This window comes from Devosia ginsengisoli (assembly GCF_024707105.1).
In the GTDB taxonomy this organism is placed as follows: domain Bacteria; phylum Pseudomonadota; class Alphaproteobacteria; order Rhizobiales; family Devosiaceae; genus Devosia; species Devosia ginsengisoli_A.
The window spans coordinates 722097-740896 of the sequence record NZ_JANQAJ010000011.1 but is presented as its reverse complement, the minus strand read 5'-3'; the positions used below and the strand labels follow the sequence as shown (position 1 = coordinate 740896).

The window sequence follows — 18800 nt, the reverse complement described above, 5'->3', positions numbered from 1 at the left end:
CGCCACGCCGCAGATTCCGCAAGCATCTCACACGCAAACGAGGCTTGCGCGCCTCAGTTCAGCACCGCGATGGAGAAATTGAGCAGGCTCGCAAAGCCCACCCAGCCGAGATAGGGCACGAACAGCCACGCCGCCGCAGTATCCAGCCGGCGCGCCGAAACGATGAATGCCACGATCAGCGCCAGTATGGCCACGATGACAGCAAAGGCCGGCCACAGCATCTGCCCGATGAACCAGATCGGCGACCACGCCCAGTTGAGCGCCATCTGTGCGAACCAGACCTTCATCGCTCCGCTATGCGGATCGATCATCCAGATGCGCCAGCCGGCTACCGCGATCATCACATAAAGCGCAAACCACACCGGCCCGAAAATCCAGTTGGGCGGGTTGAATGGCGGCTTGGCCAGCCCTTCATACCACGTGCCGGGCACCGATTGCGTACCGATCAGCGCCCCCACGCCAACAACCACGACGAGGAAAATGCCCAGCGTCAGCCAGGGGCGGGGAGTCTTGTAGTCGGCAAGGGAGGGAACGGTCATGGATCAGGCTCAACGGGGCTATTCTTCACCCCAACGCACGAACCCGCCTGCGGTTCACTCCACCAGCCGCAACGCGTTGAAATAAAACCCGTCCGTGCCGGTCAGCCGCGGCGTCAGCGCAATGCCGCCGCGGCCCGTCGCCAGCCCCGGGGGCAGGGCGGTGCCGAAAGCGGCCGCCCATAGATCCTCCGGCGCCACCGACGCAAAGCCGGGATGGGCCGCGATGAACGCTGCCACTTGGTCGTCATTCTCCTCGGGCAGGATCGAGCAGGTGATATAGACCAGCACCCCGCCCGGCTTGAGGTAGCGCTGCCCCTCGCTCAGGATCGCCGCCTGCTCGCCCATGCGCTGGCTCAGCAATTCCGGCGTCAGCTTCCACTTGGTGTCCGGCCGCCGCCGCCAGGTGCCCGTGCCGGTGCAGGGCGCGTCGATCACCACGCGATCCATCCTCCCCACGAGATCATCCAGCGCGCCGGGCTGCGGCGCCCGCACCTGCACATTGCGCGCGCCGTTCCGCTTCAGCCGGTCATAGATCGGCGCCAGCCGGTTGCGGTCGCTGTCATAGGCAAAGATTTGCCCCTTGTTCATCATGGCCGCAGCCAGCGCCAGCGTCTTGCCGCCGGCCCCCGCGCACAGGTCCAGCACCTGTTCGCCCGGCTGCGCCCCGGCCAATGCCGCCACGATCTGGCTGCCCTGGTCCTGCACCTCGAACCAGCCCTTGAGATACCCTTCGTCCGTCGTGACATTGGGCGTCCGCGCGTCGCGCGGCCCAGCCTTCATGGTCACGCCGAGCGGGGCAATCGCCGTTTCCTCGGGCGTGAACCGCGCCAGCGACTTCATCACCCGCTCGCGGCTGGATTTGAGGCTGTTGACCCGCAGGTCCAGCGATGGCCGACCGGCCATGTCCTGCCCCTCGGCAATCCAGTTGTCGCCGAAGCTGCGCTCCAGCGAAGGCGCCAGCCATTCCGGCACATCCGCCAGCACCCAGCCCGGCACATCGTCCGCCAATTGCCCCACCGCCCGCGCCATCTCCTCGGCGCTCAGCGTCTCGGGCGCATGATTGTCCCCGGCAAAACTCTCGCTCAGCGCCGCCGGGTCCTCGCCCCAGTCGCGCACCGCCACCGCCAGCACCAGCGCCCTCGGGTTGTCGCTGCCCATCAGCGCGGCATGCGAGGCCCGCCGCCGCAGCGCGTCATAGACGAGGTTCCCGATGGCCGCGCGATCACCTGCGCCGGCAAAGCGGTTATTGAGTCCCCAGGCCTTCAGCGCCTCCGAAACGGGGCGCTTGCGCGTCTCTACGTCGGCAAGCACGGCGATGGCGGCGGAAAGGCGACCGGGCAGGCGCATGGGACAGGTCTCGAACTAAAGTAGGTGTGCGCATCAATAGCCAGACCAGGCCCCAAACAGCAAGGCTGCTGCCTGTCCCGCTGGCTCCGCGACAAATTTTCCAGCCCCATGGTGCAAGCGGCCGATTTGGCCCTATATTGCGCCGGTCAAAGCGACCCGATGCTGAGAGCGGGGCCGCATTCAATGAAAAGACCTTGTTCGTAGAAATATTGATCGTCGTCGTCCTGACCATCGTCAACGGCTTGTTGGCAATGTCGGAACTGGCAGTCGTTTCCGCCCGCCCGGCCCGCCTTCGCGCCATGGCCGATCAGGGCAACAGGGGGGCCGCCACGGCCATCCAGCTTGCCGATGATCCTGGCAAGTTCCTTTCTTCGGTACAGATCGGCATCACGCTTGTCGGCATTCTGTCGGGCGCCTTTTCCGGCGCCACTTTGGGTCTTCGCCTCACCGACTGGCTCAAGTCGGTCGGCGTGGCCGGCAATGTTGCCGATGTGCTCGGCGTCGGCGTCGTCGTGGTGCTGATCACCTATATTTCGCTGATCATCGGCGAACTCGTGCCCAAGCAGATTGCCCTGCGCGATGCCGAAGGCGTCGCCGCGCGCGTCGCCCCCGCCATGAAGCTGCTGGCCGCCATCGGCTCGCCGGTGGTCTGGGTGCTCGATGTTTCCGGCAAGACCGTGCTGACCCTGCTGGGGCAGGGCGGCGAGGCCGAGGAAACGGTTACCGAGGAAGAGGTCAAGACCATCATCGCCGAGGCCACCACGGCCGGCGTCATCGAAAGCGACGAGCATTCGATGATATCAGGCGTCATGCGCCTGGCCGACCGCTCGGCCCGCGGCCTGATGACGCCGCGCCTCGATGTCGATGTGGTTGATCTGTCCGACGATGGCGACGAAATCCGCCGCACCATCCTTGATACCCATCGCTCGCGCCTGCTGGTGCAGGATGGCGATGCCGATTCTATCATCGGCGTGGTAGCGATCAAGGACATTATCGGCGTCTTCGCCAACGGCCAGCCGCTTGATATCCGCAAATTCGTCCAGCCTGTCCCCGTGGTCATGGACCATGCCGATGCGCTGGACGTGGTCCGCGCCATCAGAAATTCCACTGTCCACATGGCGCTGGTCGTCGACGAATACGGCCATTTCGAAGGCATCGTCACCTCGGGCGACATCCTCGAAGTCATCACCGGTGTCTTCCAGGAGGAGACCGGCGACGATCCGGCCCTGATCCGGCGCGATGACGGCTCCTGGCTCGTGGCCGGCTGGATGCCGGTCGACGAGTTCAGCGACAAGCTCAAGCTCGCCATTCCACGCGATGCCAAATACGAAACCGTGGCCGGTTACGTCCTCTCCATCATCAATCGCCTGCCTTCCGTTGGCGAAATCTTCGAGCACGATGGCTGGAAATTCGAGGTCATGGACCTCGACGGCCGCCGCATCGACAAGGTGCTGATGACCAGGCTGGACTGACACCAGACCTCTGGCCTTCCCCTCTCCCCTTGTGGGAGGGGGAAATCCGCGTTCAGCGGATTTCCGGGTGAGGGGGCTGCGTTCTCCCATGCTCCAAATGCTTTTGGATAACTCGGCGCCCCTCATCCGCCCTTCGGGCACCTTCTCCCACAAGGGGAGAAGGCAAACTGCCCAAACATCCAGGTAACACTCATAGGATTGCCGTACGGCGGTGCTTGAACCGCTCATAGTCGATATCATGCCCGATGAAGCCAAAGTGCTCAGGGAGACACAGCATGGACACGTTCACCGGCGGATGCCTCTGCGGTCAGGTCCGCTTCGTGGCGTCCGGGCGTCCTTACCGCGTCGGCATCTGCCATTGCCTCGATTGCCGCAAGCATCACGGCGCGCTGTTCCACGCCTCCGCGATTTTCCCCGAACAGGCTGTGACGGTCACCGGCCAGACACGCGACTATGCCGGCCGGTTCTTCTGCCCCCATTGCGGTTCTTCGGTCTTCTCCCGCTCAAGCGACGAGATCGAGATCAATCTCGGCTCCCTGGACGAGCCGAACCAGTTTGTCCCCACCTACGAACTCTGGACCATTCGCCGCGAATCCTGGCTGCCACCACTTCCATTGCGGCAATATGAGCGCGATCGCACCTCCAGCAGCCGCGCCGAGGGATAGCCGGCACCTACTCGGCCAGCGTCATCCCGAACCACACGGTTCGTCCGATGGTCTGCAGCGGTTCGAACCCGCTGCGCGTCCAGAACGCCACGCCGCCGGTATTGCCGGCACTGGCCCCCAGATGAATGCCGCTTACCCCGGCCTTGCGAGCCTGCGCGATCCACATCTGCAGCAATCTGGTGCCGATCCGCTGCCCGCGCAGGCGCGGCAGCAGGTTCATGTGGATATGGGCCGGATAGCGCGCCACGATATCGGCCGGGTTGTCGCCGGGCGCGCGCATGGCGGCGATACGCTGGCGGTCCGCCGGCATCAGCTCGGCCTCGGGCACCTGCGCATAGTGTGTGCGCAAGGCCGGCCACCAGTCGCGCTCCAGCTTGGCGGCAAAGGCCCTGGTGTCATGCGTGCCCACGATATAGCCGGCAACGCCTTGCTCATCCTCGGCCACGAAGACCTGTTCGGGCTCGATCACCCCATAGGGCGCCGAATAGAGATGGCCGATGGCCTTGCGGTCATTGTGCAGCGGGCTCGCATCCTTGCCGGCATCGCCTGTGACAAGGCAGATGTCATACAGCGCCTCGAGATCGTCAGCGCGATAGGCCCGCAGTTCGACCATCAGATCTCCTCGAAGGCACCGGTCTCGATGTTGAACAGCTTGCCGCTTTCCTTCACCGCCGGGCTGATCAGGTCGATCAGCTTGGGCGCGATATCGGCCGGTGTGGGCAGCGTATCGGGGTTTTCGCCGGGCATGGCCTTGGCGCGCATCGCCGTGCGCACCGCACCGGGATAGAACACGTTGACCTTGACCTTGGTCTGCGCCACTTCCCCGGCATAGGATTTCGCCATGGCGTCCACCGCCGCCTTGCTGGCGGCATAAAGCCCCCAGAACGGCCGTGCTGAGCGTGCCGACGAAGACGAGACGAACACCGCGCGCCCCGCCGTCGATTGGCGCAGCAGCAGGTCGGTGGCGCGCAGCAGGCGATAATTGGCCGTCACGTTGACTGCCATCACCTTCTCGAAATCTTCCGGTTTCACATGGGGCAGGGGGCTGAGCACGCCCAACTGCCCGGCATTGGCCACCAGCCCGTCCAGTGCGCCCCAGCGCTCGAAGATCGCCGCGCCCAGCCGGTCGATGGCGTCGCCATCGCGCAGGTCGAGCGGCACCAGCGTGGCCGCCGATCCCAGATCCTGGATTTCGTCGTCGAGTTCCTCGAGCCCGCCCACCGTGCGGGCCACCGCCACCACATGGGCGCCGCGCCTGGCCGCCTCGATGGCCGATGCATAGCCGATGCCGCGCGAGGCGCCGGTGACGAGGACGACCTTGCCTGCAAGGTCCTGATTTCCAGCCATTAACCGGCCTCTTTGAGCAGGGAAACGTGTTTCGGCTCGCTCTTGGCGCGCCCATTGAGATCGGTCAACTGCGTCGGATAGTCGCCCGTGAAATAGTGGTCGGTGAATTGCGGCGCCGCATTGTTGCGCTTTTCCCCGCCAACGGCCTCATAGAGCCCGTCGATCGACAGGAAGGCCAGCGAGTCCGCACCGATGAACTTGCACATCGATTCAAGGCTCTCATGCTGGTTGGCCAGCAGCTTCTCCGGGTCCGGCGTGTCGATGCCGTAATAATCCGAATAGAAAATCATCGGGCTGGCGACGCGGATATGCACCTCCGTCGCGCCGGCATCGCGCATCATCTGCACGATCTTGACCGATGTCGTGCCCCGCACGATGGAATCGTCGATCAGCACCACGCGCTTGCCGGCAATCTCGGCCCGGTTCGCCGAATGCTTGAGCTTGACGCCAAAGGCGCGGATCGACTGCGTCGGCTCGATGAAGGTGCGCCCCACATAGTGGTTACGGATGATGCCCAGCTCGAATGGAATGCCGCTCTGCTGCGCATAGCCGATCGCCGCCGGCGTGCCGCCATCGGGCACCGGCACCACCACGTCGGCTTCGACGGGCGATTCCTTGGCCAGGTTCATCCCCATGCGCTTGCGCGCCGCATAGACGCTGCGCCCCGCCACGACCGAATCCGGCCGGGCGAAATAGACATATTCGAACAGGCACGGCCGTTCCGGCTGCTGCCGCGCCGGCTTGCGCGCATCCACGGTGATCGAGCCATCGGGCTGGATTTCACAGATGATGACTTCGCCATTCTCGACGTCGCGAATATATTTCGCCCCGATAATGTCGAGCGCGCAGGTTTCCGAACAGAAGATCGGCTTGCCATCGAGTTCACCCATCACCAGCGGGCGAATGCCGATCGGGTCGCGCGCTGCGATCAGCTTGGTGCGCGTCATCGCCAGCATGGCATAGCCGCCTTCCATCTGCCGGATGGCGTCGATGAAACGGTCGGTTGAGGATGTGTGTCGCGAGCGCGCCACCAGATGCAGCACCACTTCGGTGTCCGAAGTCGACTGGCAGATGGCCCCGGTGGCGATGATCTGCTTGCGCAAAGTCAACCCATTGGTGAAATTGCCGTTATGGGCGATGGCGATGCCGCCATCCTCCAGCTCGGCAAACAGCGGCTGCACATTGCGCAGCGCCACTTCGCCCGTGGTCGAATAGCGCGTATGGCCCATGGCCATCGCGCCCGGCAATTTTGCCAGCAGCGCCGGGTCGGTATAGTGGTCGCCCACCAGCCCCATGCGCTTTTCGGTGAAGAACTGCTTGCCGTCGAAACTGACGATGCCGGCCGCTTCCTGCCCGCGATGCTGCAGGGCGTGCAGTCCCAGCGCAGTCAGTGTTGCGGCGTCGCTATGCCCCAAAATGCCAAACACGCCGCACTCTTCATGCAGCGTGTCGCCTTCAAGATCATCGAAAGAGTTTTCGCTCGGATGGTTCACCGGGCTCTCCATGCCAATGCTGCCTCAACCGCAGGCCAGAGCGTTTTCAGCAAAAGTGGACACCACTTTTGCGGTTCGAAAACGCGCTCATAATTGCGTGCCGCCAATGGCGACAGGGCCAGGTGATGAGTGGTTGCCCACCCCATAGCCCATTTTGTGTGTTCCGACCAATGCCTCGCGAGACGGTCAGACTTGTGGCAGGCGCGCTGCGCTCACCGCATTATGATCAGGCCTGAGGCGCCGATGCGGGCACGTCGGCCGGCGGCGCCACCGTACCATCCTCGGTCGCATCCGTGCCTTCATCCAGCGGAATGGCCGGCGATTCGGAATCTTCCGTCAGCCCCGTACCGCCCTGCAGCAGGTCGGTCACCTGCTGTTCCAGGCCCTCCGGCAGCAGCGAGATCAGCGTCTGGCCCATGCTCTGCAGATGCGGCAGCGACTGGGAATCCGCGGCCCAACTCGGCAGGTTGTTGGGCAGCAGCCAGGTGCCGAAAATGGTGATGACGATGGCGATCAGGATGCCGCGCAGCACGCCGAACACGAAGCCCAGCGTCCGGTCGATCGGCCCGATGCGGCTATCGACCACGAAATCGGCGATGCGCATGGTCAACAGATGCAGCACGATCAGTGCCACGATGAAGGTCACCACGACAGTGGCGATATCGGCCACGATCTGCTCGGCAATATACTGCCGCGCGATTTCGGGGTGATACTGCCACATATAGATGGCGATGGCGGCCGAACCGGCCCAGGTCGCCAGCGACAGCACTTCGCGGGTCAGCCCGCGCGCGGTGGCCAGGATCGCCGAAATCAGCACCAAAACACCAACACCAACGTCGAACGCTGTCAGCATATGTCTTTCACCTGGCTCCGTTTGCCGCCCCGGCTGTGTGGCGCTTCGTTTAGCCGCTTTGTGGCGGGATGCCAAGGGCGGCGGGCCGGGCGGGGGCCAATCTCCAAAAAAACTGTTAACCCGGCGACGCGATACCCGCACCCCAGGGCGGTCCGGCGAGCCCGAGCAATGCTGCTTTCTGTTGAACCACGCGCTCCATCCGGTAAACTGTCGGCCCACCCCGGGAGAATGTCATGAACAGCAAGAACAACCAGCGCGTTTATGCCATGAGCGTGGCGAGCGTCTATCGGCTCTACCTCGAAAAGGCCGAGAAGAAGGGCCGGACCAAGCAAGAGGTCGACGAGGTCATCCGCTGGCTGACCGGCCACAGCCAGGAGTCGCTGGATCGCGAACTGGCCAACAAGACCACCTTCGAGACCTTCTTCACCCAGGCGCAGCTCAATCCTGACCGGTCGCTGATCACCGGCTCGGTCTGCGGCGTCAAGCTGGCAGAGATCGAGGAACCCCTGATGAAGGAAATCCGCTACCTCGACAAACTGATCGACGAACTCGCCAAGGGCCGCCCGATGTCCAAGATCCTGCGGCAGCCGGTCGAGGCTTAGAGCGTTTCACGGTGCAGGGGCGTCGGGTCATTCCCGCAAATGCCGGAAGCGCTGACCAATTTCACCAATGTCATCCCGGCGAAGGCCGGGATCCATCCTGCGATCATTCCACTCTCATCGCGCGTTGGGGCATCTCAAGATGGATTCCAGCCTTCGCCGGAATGACATCGTGGATGGAGGATCAGGTTACCATTCCTCCCGCTCCGGCTCCCGCGGCTTGCCCGCCGCCGCGATCCGCCCCACCAGCTCCGACAGCGCCGAAAACTCCGACACCGCCAGCCCCGACGCCCGGTCCGCCGTGCCCAGCCGCCCCGTCGAGACCGATTTGAAGCCCAGCTTCTGCGCCTCGCGCAGCCGCAGCGAACCATGCGCTACCGGCCGGATTCCGCCGGCCAGCGAGATTTCCCCGAAATAGACCGCATCCTTCGGCAAGGGCGAACTGGTGAGCGACGAGATCAGCGCCGCCGCCACCGCCAGGTCCGCCGCCGGCTCGTTGATCTTCAACCCGCCCGCCACATTGAGATAGATGTCATTGGCGCCGATCCGTACCCCGCAGCGCGTTTCCAGCACGGCCAGCACCATGGAGAGCCGCGAGCTATCCCAGCCCACCACTGCCCGTCTTGGCGTGCCGAGCGGGGAGGGGGCCACCAGCGCCTGGATTTCGATCAATATCGGCCGCGTCCCCTCCATGCCGGCAAACACCGCCGAACCGGCCGCGCCCTCGTCGCGCTGGTCGAGGAACAGCGCCGAGGGATTGGCCACCTGCTCCAGCCCAAGTTCGGTCATGGCGAACACCCCGATCTCGTCCGTCGCGCCATAGCGGTTCTTCACGCCGCGCAAAATGCGGAACGTATGGCTGGCATCGCCCTCGAAATAGAGCACGGCATCGACCATATGCTCCACCACGCGGGGCCCGGCGATCTGCCCGTCCTTGGTCACATGCCCCACCAGCACCACCGCCGCGCCGCTCTTCTTGGCGAAGCGCGTCAGCGCCTGTGCCGAAGTGCGCACCTGCGTCACCGTGCCGGGCGCGCTGTCCACCCGGTCGGTCCACAGCGTCTGGATGGAATCGATGATGACCAGGTCCGGGGCAGGGCCGTTTTCCAGCGTGGCGAGAATGATTTCCACATTGGTCTCGGCCGCCAGCATCACATTGGCCTCGCCCAGCCCCAGCCGTTGCGCCCGCAGCCGCACCTGCGCCACCGCCTCTTCGCCTGAAACGTAGACGACGCGCTTGCTTTGGTTGGCCAAAGCCGCCGCTGCCTGCAGCAGCAGCGTCGATTTGCCGATTCCCGGATCGCCGCCCACCAGCAGCGCCGAACCCTTGACGAACCCGCCGCCGGTCACCCGATCCAGTTCCGCCAGCCCCGTCACCACCCGCGCCGCGCTCTCCGTTTCCCCGGACAGCGGCACCAGATTGGTCGGCCGTCCATTGGCCTTGGCCGATTTCGGCCCCGCGCCCACGCCGCTATCGGTGATTTCCTCGACAATGGTGTTCCACTCGCCACAGGCATCGCACCGCCCCTGCCAGCGCGAGGTCACGGCCCCACAGGCCTGGCAGACGAAGGAAGAACGGGATTTGGCCAAGACGAGTCTCTACACTTGCAACGCTGGCGGAAAGCCTAGCTGGTCCGGGGAAGTCGGGCAAGAACAAAAAGTGAACTTTATAAGCGATCGGGGCTAAACCTTCTCCCACCCCACCCTCAATCCCTCCCCTCGATGGGGAGGGATTGAGGGTGGGGTGGGGCCGCAGTCGCTAAAGTCAGCCTTTGGCTAACCCCGCGCCGCCGCCCGCTCCGCCAGCGCCTTGACCGTGTTCCAGTTCCGCGCCGTGCCCACGCCCGAGCGCTTCTCCACCAGCCCCGCCAGCCGCGGGCTCTGCGAAATGCGTCCGTCATAGTCCACGAACAGATGCTTGCCCTCGATATGCCAGCGCTCCGGTCCGTCATAGTCGGCGAGCCAGGCAAAATCCGGCGTCCCGGCAAAGAAATAGACGGCCAGTTCGCTCGCCCTTTCCGCCGCCGCTTCGCTGAACGGATTGGCGGCCACCAGCCGCTTCAGCCCCGCCGCCTTGCGCACCACGGCCACATTGCCCGGGCCGAGCCCAAGCCCCCGCACCGCCGCATTCATGTCCTTTGTGACCTCGGCAATCCCCTTGCCGCTGCCCACGATCATATTGCCCGTCGCCACATAGGTCTGCGGATCGTCATAGCCCATCGCCGCCACGGCATCCCGCCATTGCGCCATCGACATGATCTTGTGCGTGATCGGCCCGATGGCCCGCAGCAGGACAACGAAGATACCCATCGGCTAGTCGTCCTTCGGCTGGGAATCATAGGCCTGCTGGCTGGCCAGCACGATCTCGATATTGCTTTCCGACCACAGGCGCAGGTCCTCCACGATCCGCGCCAGCGAATGACCCAGCGGCGTCAGCGAATATTCCACCTTGGGCGGCACGCTGGCATAGACCTTGCGGGCGACGATTCCGTCCCGCTCCAGGCCGCGCAATGTCTGCGTCAGCATTTTCTGCGACACGCCCTCGATGGATTTGCGCATTTCGCCGAAGCGCCGTGTGCCGCTCAGCAGCAATCCCACCACCAGCACCGCCCATTTGTCGGCAATGCAATCCAGCACCTGCCGCGTCGGGCAGGTGACCTTGTAGACGTCCCAGGCGGGGCGTCGTTCTGTGTCTTTAGTCACCATTAGGTACCTATACAACGTTCGGGTGCTTACTTGCAATTCGTCATGCGTAGCTCTAGCTCGGCTCTATCACTTTGGAGAACGCATATGAGCAAGCAGAATATCGATCTGGTTCAATTCTACTTCGATGCCGTCGCCCGCGGCGATCTCGAAGCGGCCGGCAACACTTTCGCCGACGATCTGGTCTGGCATCAGCCCGGCGGCAACAGCCTCTCGGGCACTCATCGCGGCAAATCCGCCGTCTTCGGCCTGCTGAGCGCCTTCATGGAGCGCAGCGCCGGCAGCTTCCGCATCGACCGGGTCGAGCACTTGTTCGCCAATGGCGATCTGGTTGCCGCCACCATTCACTTCGCCGCCGAAAGCGGCAGCAAGACCATGGCGATGGCCGGCATCGACCTGCTGCGCGTCGAGGCCGGCAAGATCGCCGAAGTCTGGCTTTTCTCGGCTGATCAGCCGGCAGAAGACGCCTTCTGGGGCTGACAGCAAGCCGCGGCGGCGATCAATCCGGCGGCAGGTTGCCGTCGCCGACATAATTGCGGCTATAGCGGCCCTTGAGCGAGGTCAGGATTTCATAGCCGATCGTGCCGCCGGCATCGGCCAGCTCATCCGCTCCGATGATGTCGCCAAGGATTTCGGCTCCTTCGCCCGGGCTCGGAATGTCGGGCCCCAGTTCGGTGATATCCACCGTCACCTGGTCCATCGAGACCCGCCCGAGCACCGGGCACACCTTGCCGCGGATCACCACCTTGGCGCCCGGCCGCGTATTGCTGCCCGACAGCGAGCGGAAAAACCCGTCGGCATAGCCATGGCTGAGAATGGCCAGCCGGCTGTCCCGCGCCAGCGACTGGGTGGCGCCATAACCCACGCTTTCCCCGGTGCGTGCTTCCTTCACCTGCATGATCGGCACATGCAGCGTCACCACTGGCGCCATCGGATTCTTGCGGCCATTCACCGCCCGCCCGCCATAGAGCGCGATGCCCGGTCGCACCATCTGGAAGTGATAGTCGCGGCCCGTCATCAGCCCGGCCGAATTGGCCAGCGACGCCGGAATGCCGGGAAACTGCGTCATGACGGAGCCGAACAGCGCCAGTTGCGTGCGGTTCTTCTCGTGGTTGGGCGTATCGGCGCAGGCCAGGTGGCTCATCACCATCTGCGGCGCATAGCCCAGCGTCTGGATACGCTCGCGCACCTGCGCCGCTTCGTTCAGCCGAAAACCCAGCCGGTTCATGCCGGTATCGAAATGGAAGGCCGAGGGATAGGCCTCGTTGCGCTCCAGGCATTTGGCCAGCCATTCCTCCAGCATCGCCATCGACGAGATGACCGGCATCAGATTCTGCCGCACATAGAGGTTGGCCGCGCCCGGATAGAGCCCGTTGAGAATGAAGATATGCGCATCGGGCACCGCCGCGCGCACCGCCATGCCCTCGTCCGGCGTTGCCGTGAAGAAGAAGCGGGCGCCCGCCGCATGCAGCGCCTTGCTGGCCATGGTGATGCCGGTGCCATAGGCATCGGCCTTCACCACTGCACCGGTCAGCGCGCCGGCACTCACCTTGTCCAGTGCCCGCCAGTTCCGGGCCAATGCCCCGAGATCGATACTGAGTTGCCCCCCAAGGCCGGACGTCAGCGCCATGCCTATTCCATGCGCTCGGGAAGGTAGTCGGCGCGTGCCAGGTTGCCGAAGCGCGTGAACTGCGCCTCGAAGCTGAGCTGCACCGTGCCGGTGGGGCCATGGCGCTGCTTGGCGATAATGACTTCGGCCTTGCCGTGTACCTTTTCCATTTCCCCCTGCCAGGTCATATGCTCTGGCGTGCCCTCCTTGGGCTCCTTGTTCTTCAAATAGTATTCTTCGCGGTAAACGAAAAGCACCACGTCGGCGTCCTGCTCGATAGAGCCCGATTCGCGCAGATCCGCCAGTTGCGGATGCTTGTCGTCACGCGCTTCCACCTGGCGCGAGAGCTGGGAGAGGGCCACGATCGGCACTTCCAGTTCCTTGGCCAAGGCCTTGAGCGTGGTGGTGATTTCCGTCAGTTCCTGCACGCGGTTCTGGCTCGATGCCTTGCTCGAGCCGCTCAGCAGTTGCAGATAGTCGATGACCAGGAAATCCAGCCCCTTCTGCCGCTTCAGCCGCCGCGCCCGCGCCGCCAGTTGCGCCACTGAGATACCGCCCGTATCGTCGATATAAAGCGGCAGCTTGCTCATCATGTTCGAGACATCCACCAGCTTGGAAAACTGGCTGTCATGGATGCGTCCGCGCCGGATATCCGATGATGAGATTTCCGCCTGCTCGGCCAGGATACGCGTCGCCAGCTGCTCCGAACTCATTTCCAGGCTGAAAAACCCGACAACCCCACCATTGGTGGTCTTCTGGTGGCCATCAGGCGTTATTTCGCCCTTCCACGCCTTGGCGACGTTGAAGGCTATATTAGTCGCCAGCGACGTCTTGCCCATGGCCGGGCGACCGGCGAGGATGATCAAATCGCTGCCCTGCAACCCGCCCATCTGCCGGTCGAGATCGTCCAGCCCCGTGGCAATGCCCGAGAGCCCTCCATCGCGCTGATAGGCTTCCCCCGCCATCTGGATCGAGGCGCTGAGCGCGCTGGAAAAATTCTGGAAGCCACCATCGTAGCGGCCCTTTTCGGCCAACTGGAACAGCTCGCCTTCCACCTTCTCGATCTGCTTGTTCGGCGTCATCTCCACGTCGCCGTCATAGGCGACCGACACCATTTCCTCACCCACGAGGATCAGGTTGCGGCGGATGGCGGTGTCATAGATGGCCTGGCCGTAATCGCCGGCATTGAGCACCGTCGTTGCTTCGGCGGCCAGCTTGGCGAGATATTGCGCCATGGTCACGTCGGGCAGCAACTGCTCGGGCAGGTGGGTCTTGATCGTGGTCGGATCGGCCGATTTGCCGGCGCGGATGATCTTGCCCGCCAGCTCATAGATGTCGCGGTGGACAGGCTCGTAGAAATGCACCGGCTCGAGAAAGTCCGAGACGCGGTAGAATGCGTCATTGTTCAGCAGGATGGCGCCCAGCAGCGCCTGCTCGGCCTCCACATTGTGGGGCGCCAGACGGAAAGACTTGTCTTCGGCCGGATGCAGCCGCGCGATCTCTGCCATGATGCCCCCCGGGAACCGTTAACCTTTCTTAACCACGCGACTCGGCGTCGTGTCTTTGCCTATCGACCCGCTGGTTAATGTCCCGTGACCCACCCCTGTGAACAGTGTGGACAACGGGGAATGTGACGATCCTGTGTTGCATGTGAGCAAGGCAGCAGAATGGCACGAGTCGCGGTTGCGACCCACTGCGCCCTTGCTGGCCCCGCTGCACCTAACGATCCCCACCCACCGTGTCATTCCCGCGCAAGCGGGAACCTCCGTTTCACTGGAGGCATGGCAAACAGGGGGGCTTTCGCGGGAATGACACCGGGATGATGAAAGCGACTGGGTGGGCAGCATTCTGCTCCCAAACGAAAAAGGCCGGGCACATGGCCCGGCCTCTTCAATCAGTTGCGAACCGATCAGACGGCGTCGTCGAAACGGTCGTCCTGCGCCGCGTCGGCCTGGCCGGCGGCGAAGTCGCCTTCCACATCGTCTTCATAGACGGTGACGGTCACGTCTTCACCGGCGCTCTGGCGCGCGGCTTCGTCTTCCGAGCGGGCGACATTGACGGTGATGGTCACGGCCACTTCGGCATGCAGGTTCAGCGGCACGGTGTGGACGCCGACCGACTTGATCGGGTCGGTGAGGTCCACCTGGCTGCGCTGCACGGTGAAGCCGTCGACGGCGAGGGCTTCCACGATGTCGCGCGAGGCGACCGAGCCGTAGAGCTGGCCGGTTTCACCCGCTTGGCGGATGATGACGATTTCGCGGCCGTTGAGACCTTCGGCAATGCCGGCAGCGGCGTTGCGGCGGTCGTCGTTGCGCTTTTCGATATGGGCGCGTTCGGCTTCGAACTTCTTGCGGTTGGCTTCGGTGGCGCGGAGCGCCTTGCCCTGCGGCAGCAGGAAGTTACGGGCGAAGCCGTCCTTGACGGTGACTTCGTCGCCGATCGAACCGGTGCGGCCGACGCGCTCGAGCAGAATGACTTTCATTTGGGTATTCCTTGTAGCTGTCCCGTCTCTCGGACGGTTAGGAGCCCCGGACCATCCGGAACTCCAACGTTGTTGCCCGTGAAGGGCACTTACGCGGACAAGAAGCCGCTGGGACGAGTCAGATAGTGGTGATCTGCGAGAACCGGAGCGGAGCGTACATTCGTACGTGAGCACCGGAAGCGCAGCAGATTGCCGCTAGCTGGCCGTCCCAGTGAGCTTATTGGACAGCGTAAGGCATGATGCCGATGAAGCGGGCCCGCTTGATCGCCTGGGCCAGTTCGCGCTGCTTCTTGGCCGAAACGGCGGTGATGCGGCTCGGCACGATTTTGCCGCGCTCCGACACATAGCGGGAGAGCAGGCGCACGTCCTTGTAGTCGATCTTGGGCGCGCCCTCGCCCGAGAACGGGCAGGTCTTGCGGCGGCGCTGGAACGGGCGGCGGGCCTGGGCGGTGGTGAGGTCTTTGATTGCCATAGCTTTCAGGTCCTTCTCTTAGAAACGGCGCGGACGGCGTTCGCCGCCGAAGCCACCACGGTCGCCGCCGGGACGGCCGCCATCGCGGTCATCGCGATCGCGCTTCTGCATCATGGCCGACGGGCCTTCTTCCAGCTCGTCGACGCGCACGGTCATGAAGCGCAGGATGTCTTCGTTGATGCGCATCTGGCGTTCCATTTCGGCAACGGCCTGAGGCGCCGCGTCGATGTTCAGCAGCGTGTAATGCGCCTTGCGGTTCTTGCGGATGCGGTAGGAGAGACCCTTGAGGCCCCAATATTCGTTCTTGGTGACCTTGCCGCCGCCATTGGCGAGGATTTCGGTCAGCGCAGCGGTCAGTTCTTCGACCTGCTGCTGGGAAACGTCCTGGCGCGCCAGGTAGATATGTTCATAGAGGGCCATGAATGCGCCTTCGTCAGTGGTTTCAAACACAGCAACATCTGGCGCGGAGCCTCCTTGAAGCCGGGAAGGGCATCAAAGCAGTCTTGCAAAGAGCGGGAACACGGGAGGCCGGGCCACTTGCCCTATCTGCCGTTCTTGCAAACGACAAACCCTCCGTTCAGCCCCCGGCCAAACGAATTGCTGGCGCGGCTATAGGGGAAAGGCGCGGGAAAGGCAAGGACTATGCGGCAATGCCGAGCTGCTCGGCGGCTTCGCGGAGGCGGCGGTCGCGTGTGAGGAGCTTGCAATTGCCATGCAACAGTACGGCAGCAAGCAGATGCACATCGACATAGCCGATGCCCCGACTGAACAGGCGGCGGGTCTCGATCAGATATAGCACCTCGTCGTGAGAGGCTGGGCGTATAGCCATCAGGTCCCGAAGGTTCGCAATTGTTCTTTGCCTGTCCCTGAGGCTCCCCAGGGCTAATTCACCGAGGACAAAGGGGTGCATCATCACTTGCTTGGCCATGAGCAGGCGCATGAAATTCAGATCGGCCAGTTTCCAATGGTCAATCCAGGTGGACGCGTCTGCGACGATCATTTGGCCTCGGGCTCTTGCCTGAACTGCCGGATATACTCCAGGTCAGGCATTGTGCCGCCAAGTGCTGCAAGATGCCGGGATGCTTCCCCATGCAAGAGCTCCTTCAAGGCCTCTCGCAACAATGCGCCGGTTTCCTCGATCCCTGTAGCCTCTTTTGCCCGTGTGAGCAGTTCATCGTCGATCGTAACTGTGGTCCGCATCCCGGTCTCCTTCGTCTGCATCAAATATCGCATCACTTGATGCGCTTTTCAATGCTTGGAGATGCCGGATGGGCAGGGGCCGGTCACCCGGCCCCCTTTCTCTCTACGGAAAACTTATCGTCCCGCCTGATTCCGCCGTCAGCGGCTCCGCATCCGCCGGCAATCCGTTCACCGACAGGATATAGGCCGCCATGTCCGCATAGATCTCGGCCGACAGCGAATCCGGTGCCGATGGCGGCATGGTATGCACCTTGGCCACCAGATCGGCGGCCGCCACCCCTCCCAGTTCTCGTGGAAGAATTCCCCGGCCAGCGGCGGACCATAGGTGTTGTTGGTCAGCGTATCGCCATGGCACACCGCACAATTGGCGTCGAATGCGGTCTTGCCCGATGCCACCTGGGCGTCGGTAAAGCTGGGCAGGTCGCCCGCAGTTGCGGCATCCGCCGCCGGCGCATCGTCGGCCTCGGTCACGGCCGCCTCATCCTGTCCGCGCAGCGATTGCTCGTTGGGCGGCGGAACGGCACTGGGGTCGCCTTCGCCCGAATAGGTATAGGCGATGATCTCACCCGGATTGGCCAGGTCGCTCGTCGTGCCGCCCTCGGTGTTTTCGGCCAGGCCCGTTGCATCGGTGGCGATATAGATGGTCTTGCCGTCGGCACTGACAGCCACGTCGCGATAGCGGTTATTGGTCTGGAAATAGCGCTCCACCGTTCCGTCCACGGCCTGCCCGTTCTCGTCGAGCGGCAGCACATAGATCGACCCGCGCTTCAGCGTCGGCGCCAGCAGCACCTTGTCCCAGCCCGGAATGCGGTCATCGCCGCCCTGGTAATATTCGACGCTGGTGATCCCAACCGTCGGCCAGCAGATGAAGTCGATTCCCTTGCAGTCCGGCACCACGAAGTTCCAGCCGGTATCGACCGTGAACATGGTGGCGATCGGGTCGACCATGGGCTCGGTGAACGCGGCTTCCGGCTCATGCGGCACAGTGTCGGGAATGGCATATTCGCTGAACGTGGTCTCCGCGCAGGGCGGATCGGCGGCCAGTTCCCAATTGGCGTGCTCATAAGCCTTGTCGTCATTGAGGCCGGCGACATTCGGCCAGCCGTAATTGCCGCCCGAGGTCAGGATATTCACCTCGTCATCGGTCTTGGGCCCGTGCTCGGTGGCATAGAGCGTGCCGTCCGGCCCGAAGGCGATGCCCTGCATATTGCGGTGCCCATAGGTAAAGACATGGCTCTGGACGCCATCGAGCTCCGGATTGTCCTCGGGAATGGACCCGTCCAGGTTGAGCCGCAGCGACTTGCCGACATAGGCGACATAATCCTTGGCGGCGATTTCGTCTGCCGTGGGCAGCCGCTGCGCCTCGATCGGCAGGCACACATTGGCGCCCTGGTTATTCCCCTGGTCGCCCAGCGTATAATAGAGCGTGTTATCAGGCCCGAATTTCAGCCGCCCTGAATTGTGGTCATTGCTGGCCGGCAGCCCCGTGATCAGGTCGACAGGGTCGCTCAGCGTGCCGTCGGCCTCATTATACGAGAGCCGCACGATCTTGGTGTAGAGCATGTGATAGGGGCTGCTCGCGTCCGGAACCTGCGGGTCCGCGCCCTTTTCCTGGTCGACATAGCTGTAGGCGGCATAGACATGGTCATTGCCGGTGCCCTGGCCCAGCTCGGGATGCAGCGCCAGCCCCATCAGTCCGTCCTGCCCGCCGGGAGCCGAGATTTCGTCGATCGTGATGGCGACATGCTGCTCACCCGTCGTGGGGTCGATGCGGCTGATGCGCTTGCCCGTGCGCTCCGTCGTCCACAGCATTCCATCCGGCCCCAGCGTGATTTCCCACGGATTGGCCAGCCCGGTGATGATCACCGACTGGGTGAATTGCTTTGCCCCGGTCACGTAGGAATCGGGGCTTTGCGCGACACTGGGGCCTACCAGCGCGGTGCAGGCCAGCAGGGCGCAGATAGAGGTCAGGTTTTTCATGGAACGCTCCCTTCGATACACGCGGTCAACGCGCGGCCC

21 protein-coding genes are annotated in these 18800 nt (G+C 63.6%); 4 read left to right on the top strand and 17 right to left on the bottom strand.

The features are described 5' to 3' along the window. Positions 1–53: 53 nt before the first annotated feature. Together NVV79_RS17655 and NVV79_RS17650 are read right to left on the bottom strand one after the other, a co-directional pair. A complete protein-coding gene (locus tag NVV79_RS17655) occupies positions 54–539 on the bottom strand; it encodes a TspO/MBR family protein (RefSeq protein WP_303991940.1) in 486 nt (161 codons plus the stop codon). 54 nt (positions 540–593) lie between these two features. Then, positions 594–1886, bottom strand: coding sequence for an RsmB/NOP family class I SAM-dependent RNA methyltransferase (locus tag NVV79_RS17650; RefSeq protein ID WP_303991939.1), 1293 nt, complete (start codon positions 1884–1886; stop codon positions 594–596). Between the two features lie 209 nt (positions 1887–2095). On the opposite strand from NVV79_RS17650, the gene NVV79_RS17645 reads away from it, so the two are divergent. Both NVV79_RS17645 and NVV79_RS17640 read left to right on the top strand, forming a co-directional pair. Beyond that, on the top strand, positions 2096–3358 hold the full coding sequence (locus tag NVV79_RS17645) for a hemolysin family protein (protein WP_303992763.1): 1263 nt from the start codon (positions 2096–2098) through the stop codon (positions 3356–3358). Positions 3359–3633: 275 nt separating this feature from the next. Then, positions 3634–4023, top strand: coding sequence for a GFA family protein (locus NVV79_RS17640; RefSeq protein WP_303991936.1), 390 nt, complete (start codon positions 3634–3636; stop codon positions 4021–4023). Positions 4024–4030: 7 nt separating this feature from the next. Here the strand turns inward: NVV79_RS17640 and NVV79_RS17635 are convergent, their stop codons facing one another. The 4 genes from NVV79_RS17635 to NVV79_RS17620 form a co-directional block, all read right to left on the bottom strand. After that, a complete protein-coding gene (locus NVV79_RS17635) occupies positions 4031–4636 on the bottom strand; it encodes a GNAT family N-acetyltransferase (RefSeq protein WP_303991932.1) in 606 nt (201 codons plus the stop codon). Continuing rightward, positions 4636–5370 carry an SDR family NAD(P)-dependent oxidoreductase gene (locus tag NVV79_RS17630; RefSeq protein ID WP_303991929.1) on the bottom strand — a complete coding sequence of 245 codons (735 nt, stop codon included), beginning with the start codon at positions 5368–5370 and terminating at the stop codon, positions 4636–4638. Before NVV79_RS17630 ends, NVV79_RS17635 begins: the two co-directional genes overlap by 1 nt. Beyond that, positions 5370–6875: an amidophosphoribosyltransferase gene (gene purF, locus NVV79_RS17625; RefSeq protein ID WP_303991927.1), complete on the bottom strand. Its 1506-nt coding sequence runs from the start codon at positions 6873–6875 to the stop codon at positions 5370–5372. Before purF ends, NVV79_RS17630 begins: the two co-directional genes overlap by 1 nt. A 214-nt stretch (positions 6876–7089) precedes the next feature. Further along, positions 7090–7716, bottom strand: coding sequence for a CvpA family protein (locus tag NVV79_RS17620; protein ID WP_303991924.1), 627 nt, complete (start codon positions 7714–7716; stop codon positions 7090–7092). A gap of 233 nt (positions 7717–7949) precedes the next feature. Here NVV79_RS17620 and NVV79_RS17615 point away from each other — a divergent pair, with 233 nt between their 5' ends. Then, entirely contained in the window at positions 7950–8318 is a 369-nt protein-coding gene (locus NVV79_RS17615) for a DUF2200 domain-containing protein (RefSeq protein WP_303991921.1), read from the top strand. A 186-nt stretch (positions 8319–8504) separates the two neighbouring features. Here NVV79_RS17615 and radA read toward each other — a convergent pair whose 3' ends face one another. From radA to NVV79_RS17600, 3 genes are all read right to left on the bottom strand, one after another. After that, entirely contained in the window at positions 8505–9905 is a 1401-nt protein-coding gene (radA, locus tag NVV79_RS17610) for a DNA repair protein RadA (RefSeq protein ID WP_303991919.1), read from the bottom strand. 186 nt (positions 9906–10091) lie between these two features. Next, the gene (locus tag NVV79_RS17605) at positions 10092–10625 is read right to left on the bottom strand and encodes a DUF1697 domain-containing protein (RefSeq protein WP_303991916.1); all 534 of its coding nucleotides are present in this window, start codon (positions 10623–10625) and stop codon (positions 10092–10094) included. 3 nt (positions 10626–10628) lie between these two features. Next, complete coding sequence (locus NVV79_RS17600) at positions 10629–11021, bottom strand: helix-turn-helix domain-containing protein (RefSeq protein WP_303991914.1); 393 nt, start codon at positions 11019–11021, stop codon at positions 10629–10631. A gap of 84 nt (positions 11022–11105) precedes the next feature. Here NVV79_RS17600 and NVV79_RS17595 point away from each other — a divergent pair, with 84 nt between their 5' ends. Beyond that, on the top strand, positions 11106–11498 hold the full coding sequence (locus tag NVV79_RS17595; RefSeq protein ID WP_303991911.1) for a nuclear transport factor 2 family protein: 393 nt from the start codon (positions 11106–11108) through the stop codon (positions 11496–11498). 19 nt (positions 11499–11517) lie between these two features. Here the strand turns inward: NVV79_RS17595 and alr are convergent, their stop codons facing one another. The 8 genes from alr to NVV79_RS17555 form a co-directional block, all read right to left on the bottom strand. Then, a complete protein-coding gene (alr, locus tag NVV79_RS17590; RefSeq protein ID WP_303991908.1) occupies positions 11518–12648 on the bottom strand; it encodes an alanine racemase in 1131 nt (376 codons plus the stop codon). A gap of 2 nt (positions 12649–12650) precedes the next feature. Further along, positions 12651–14135 carry a replicative DNA helicase gene (locus NVV79_RS17585; protein WP_303991906.1) on the bottom strand — a complete coding sequence of 495 codons (1485 nt, stop codon included), beginning with the start codon at positions 14133–14135 and terminating at the stop codon, positions 12651–12653. Between the two features lie 401 nt (positions 14136–14536). After that, positions 14537–15109 (bottom strand): 50S ribosomal protein L9, encoded by a 573-nt coding sequence (gene rplI / locus NVV79_RS17580; RefSeq protein ID WP_303991904.1) that lies wholly within the window; start codon positions 15107–15109, stop codon positions 14537–14539. A 217-nt stretch (positions 15110–15326) separates the two neighbouring features. Beyond that, complete coding sequence (gene rpsR / locus NVV79_RS17575) at positions 15327–15575, bottom strand: 30S ribosomal protein S18 (RefSeq protein WP_092180862.1); 249 nt, start codon at positions 15573–15575, stop codon at positions 15327–15329. Positions 15576–15599: 24 nt separating this feature from the next. Next, positions 15600–16001 carry a 30S ribosomal protein S6 gene (gene rpsF / locus NVV79_RS17570; RefSeq protein ID WP_303991900.1) on the bottom strand — a complete coding sequence of 134 codons (402 nt, stop codon included), beginning with the start codon at positions 15999–16001 and terminating at the stop codon, positions 15600–15602. A gap of 220 nt (positions 16002–16221) precedes the next feature. Continuing rightward, the gene (locus tag NVV79_RS17565; protein WP_303991897.1) at positions 16222–16581 is read right to left on the bottom strand and encodes a type II toxin-antitoxin system VapC family toxin; all 360 of its coding nucleotides are present in this window, start codon (positions 16579–16581) and stop codon (positions 16222–16224) included. Continuing rightward, positions 16578–16781 (bottom strand): type II toxin-antitoxin system VapB family antitoxin, encoded by a 204-nt coding sequence (locus NVV79_RS17560; protein ID WP_303991895.1) that lies wholly within the window; start codon positions 16779–16781, stop codon positions 16578–16580. Before NVV79_RS17560 ends, NVV79_RS17565 begins: the two co-directional genes overlap by 4 nt. A 168-nt stretch (positions 16782–16949) precedes the next feature. Next, a complete protein-coding gene (locus tag NVV79_RS17555) occupies positions 16950–18761 on the bottom strand; it encodes a glucose/sorbosone family PQQ-dependent dehydrogenase (RefSeq protein ID WP_303991891.1) in 1812 nt (603 codons plus the stop codon). Positions 18762–18800 lie beyond the last annotated feature (39 nt).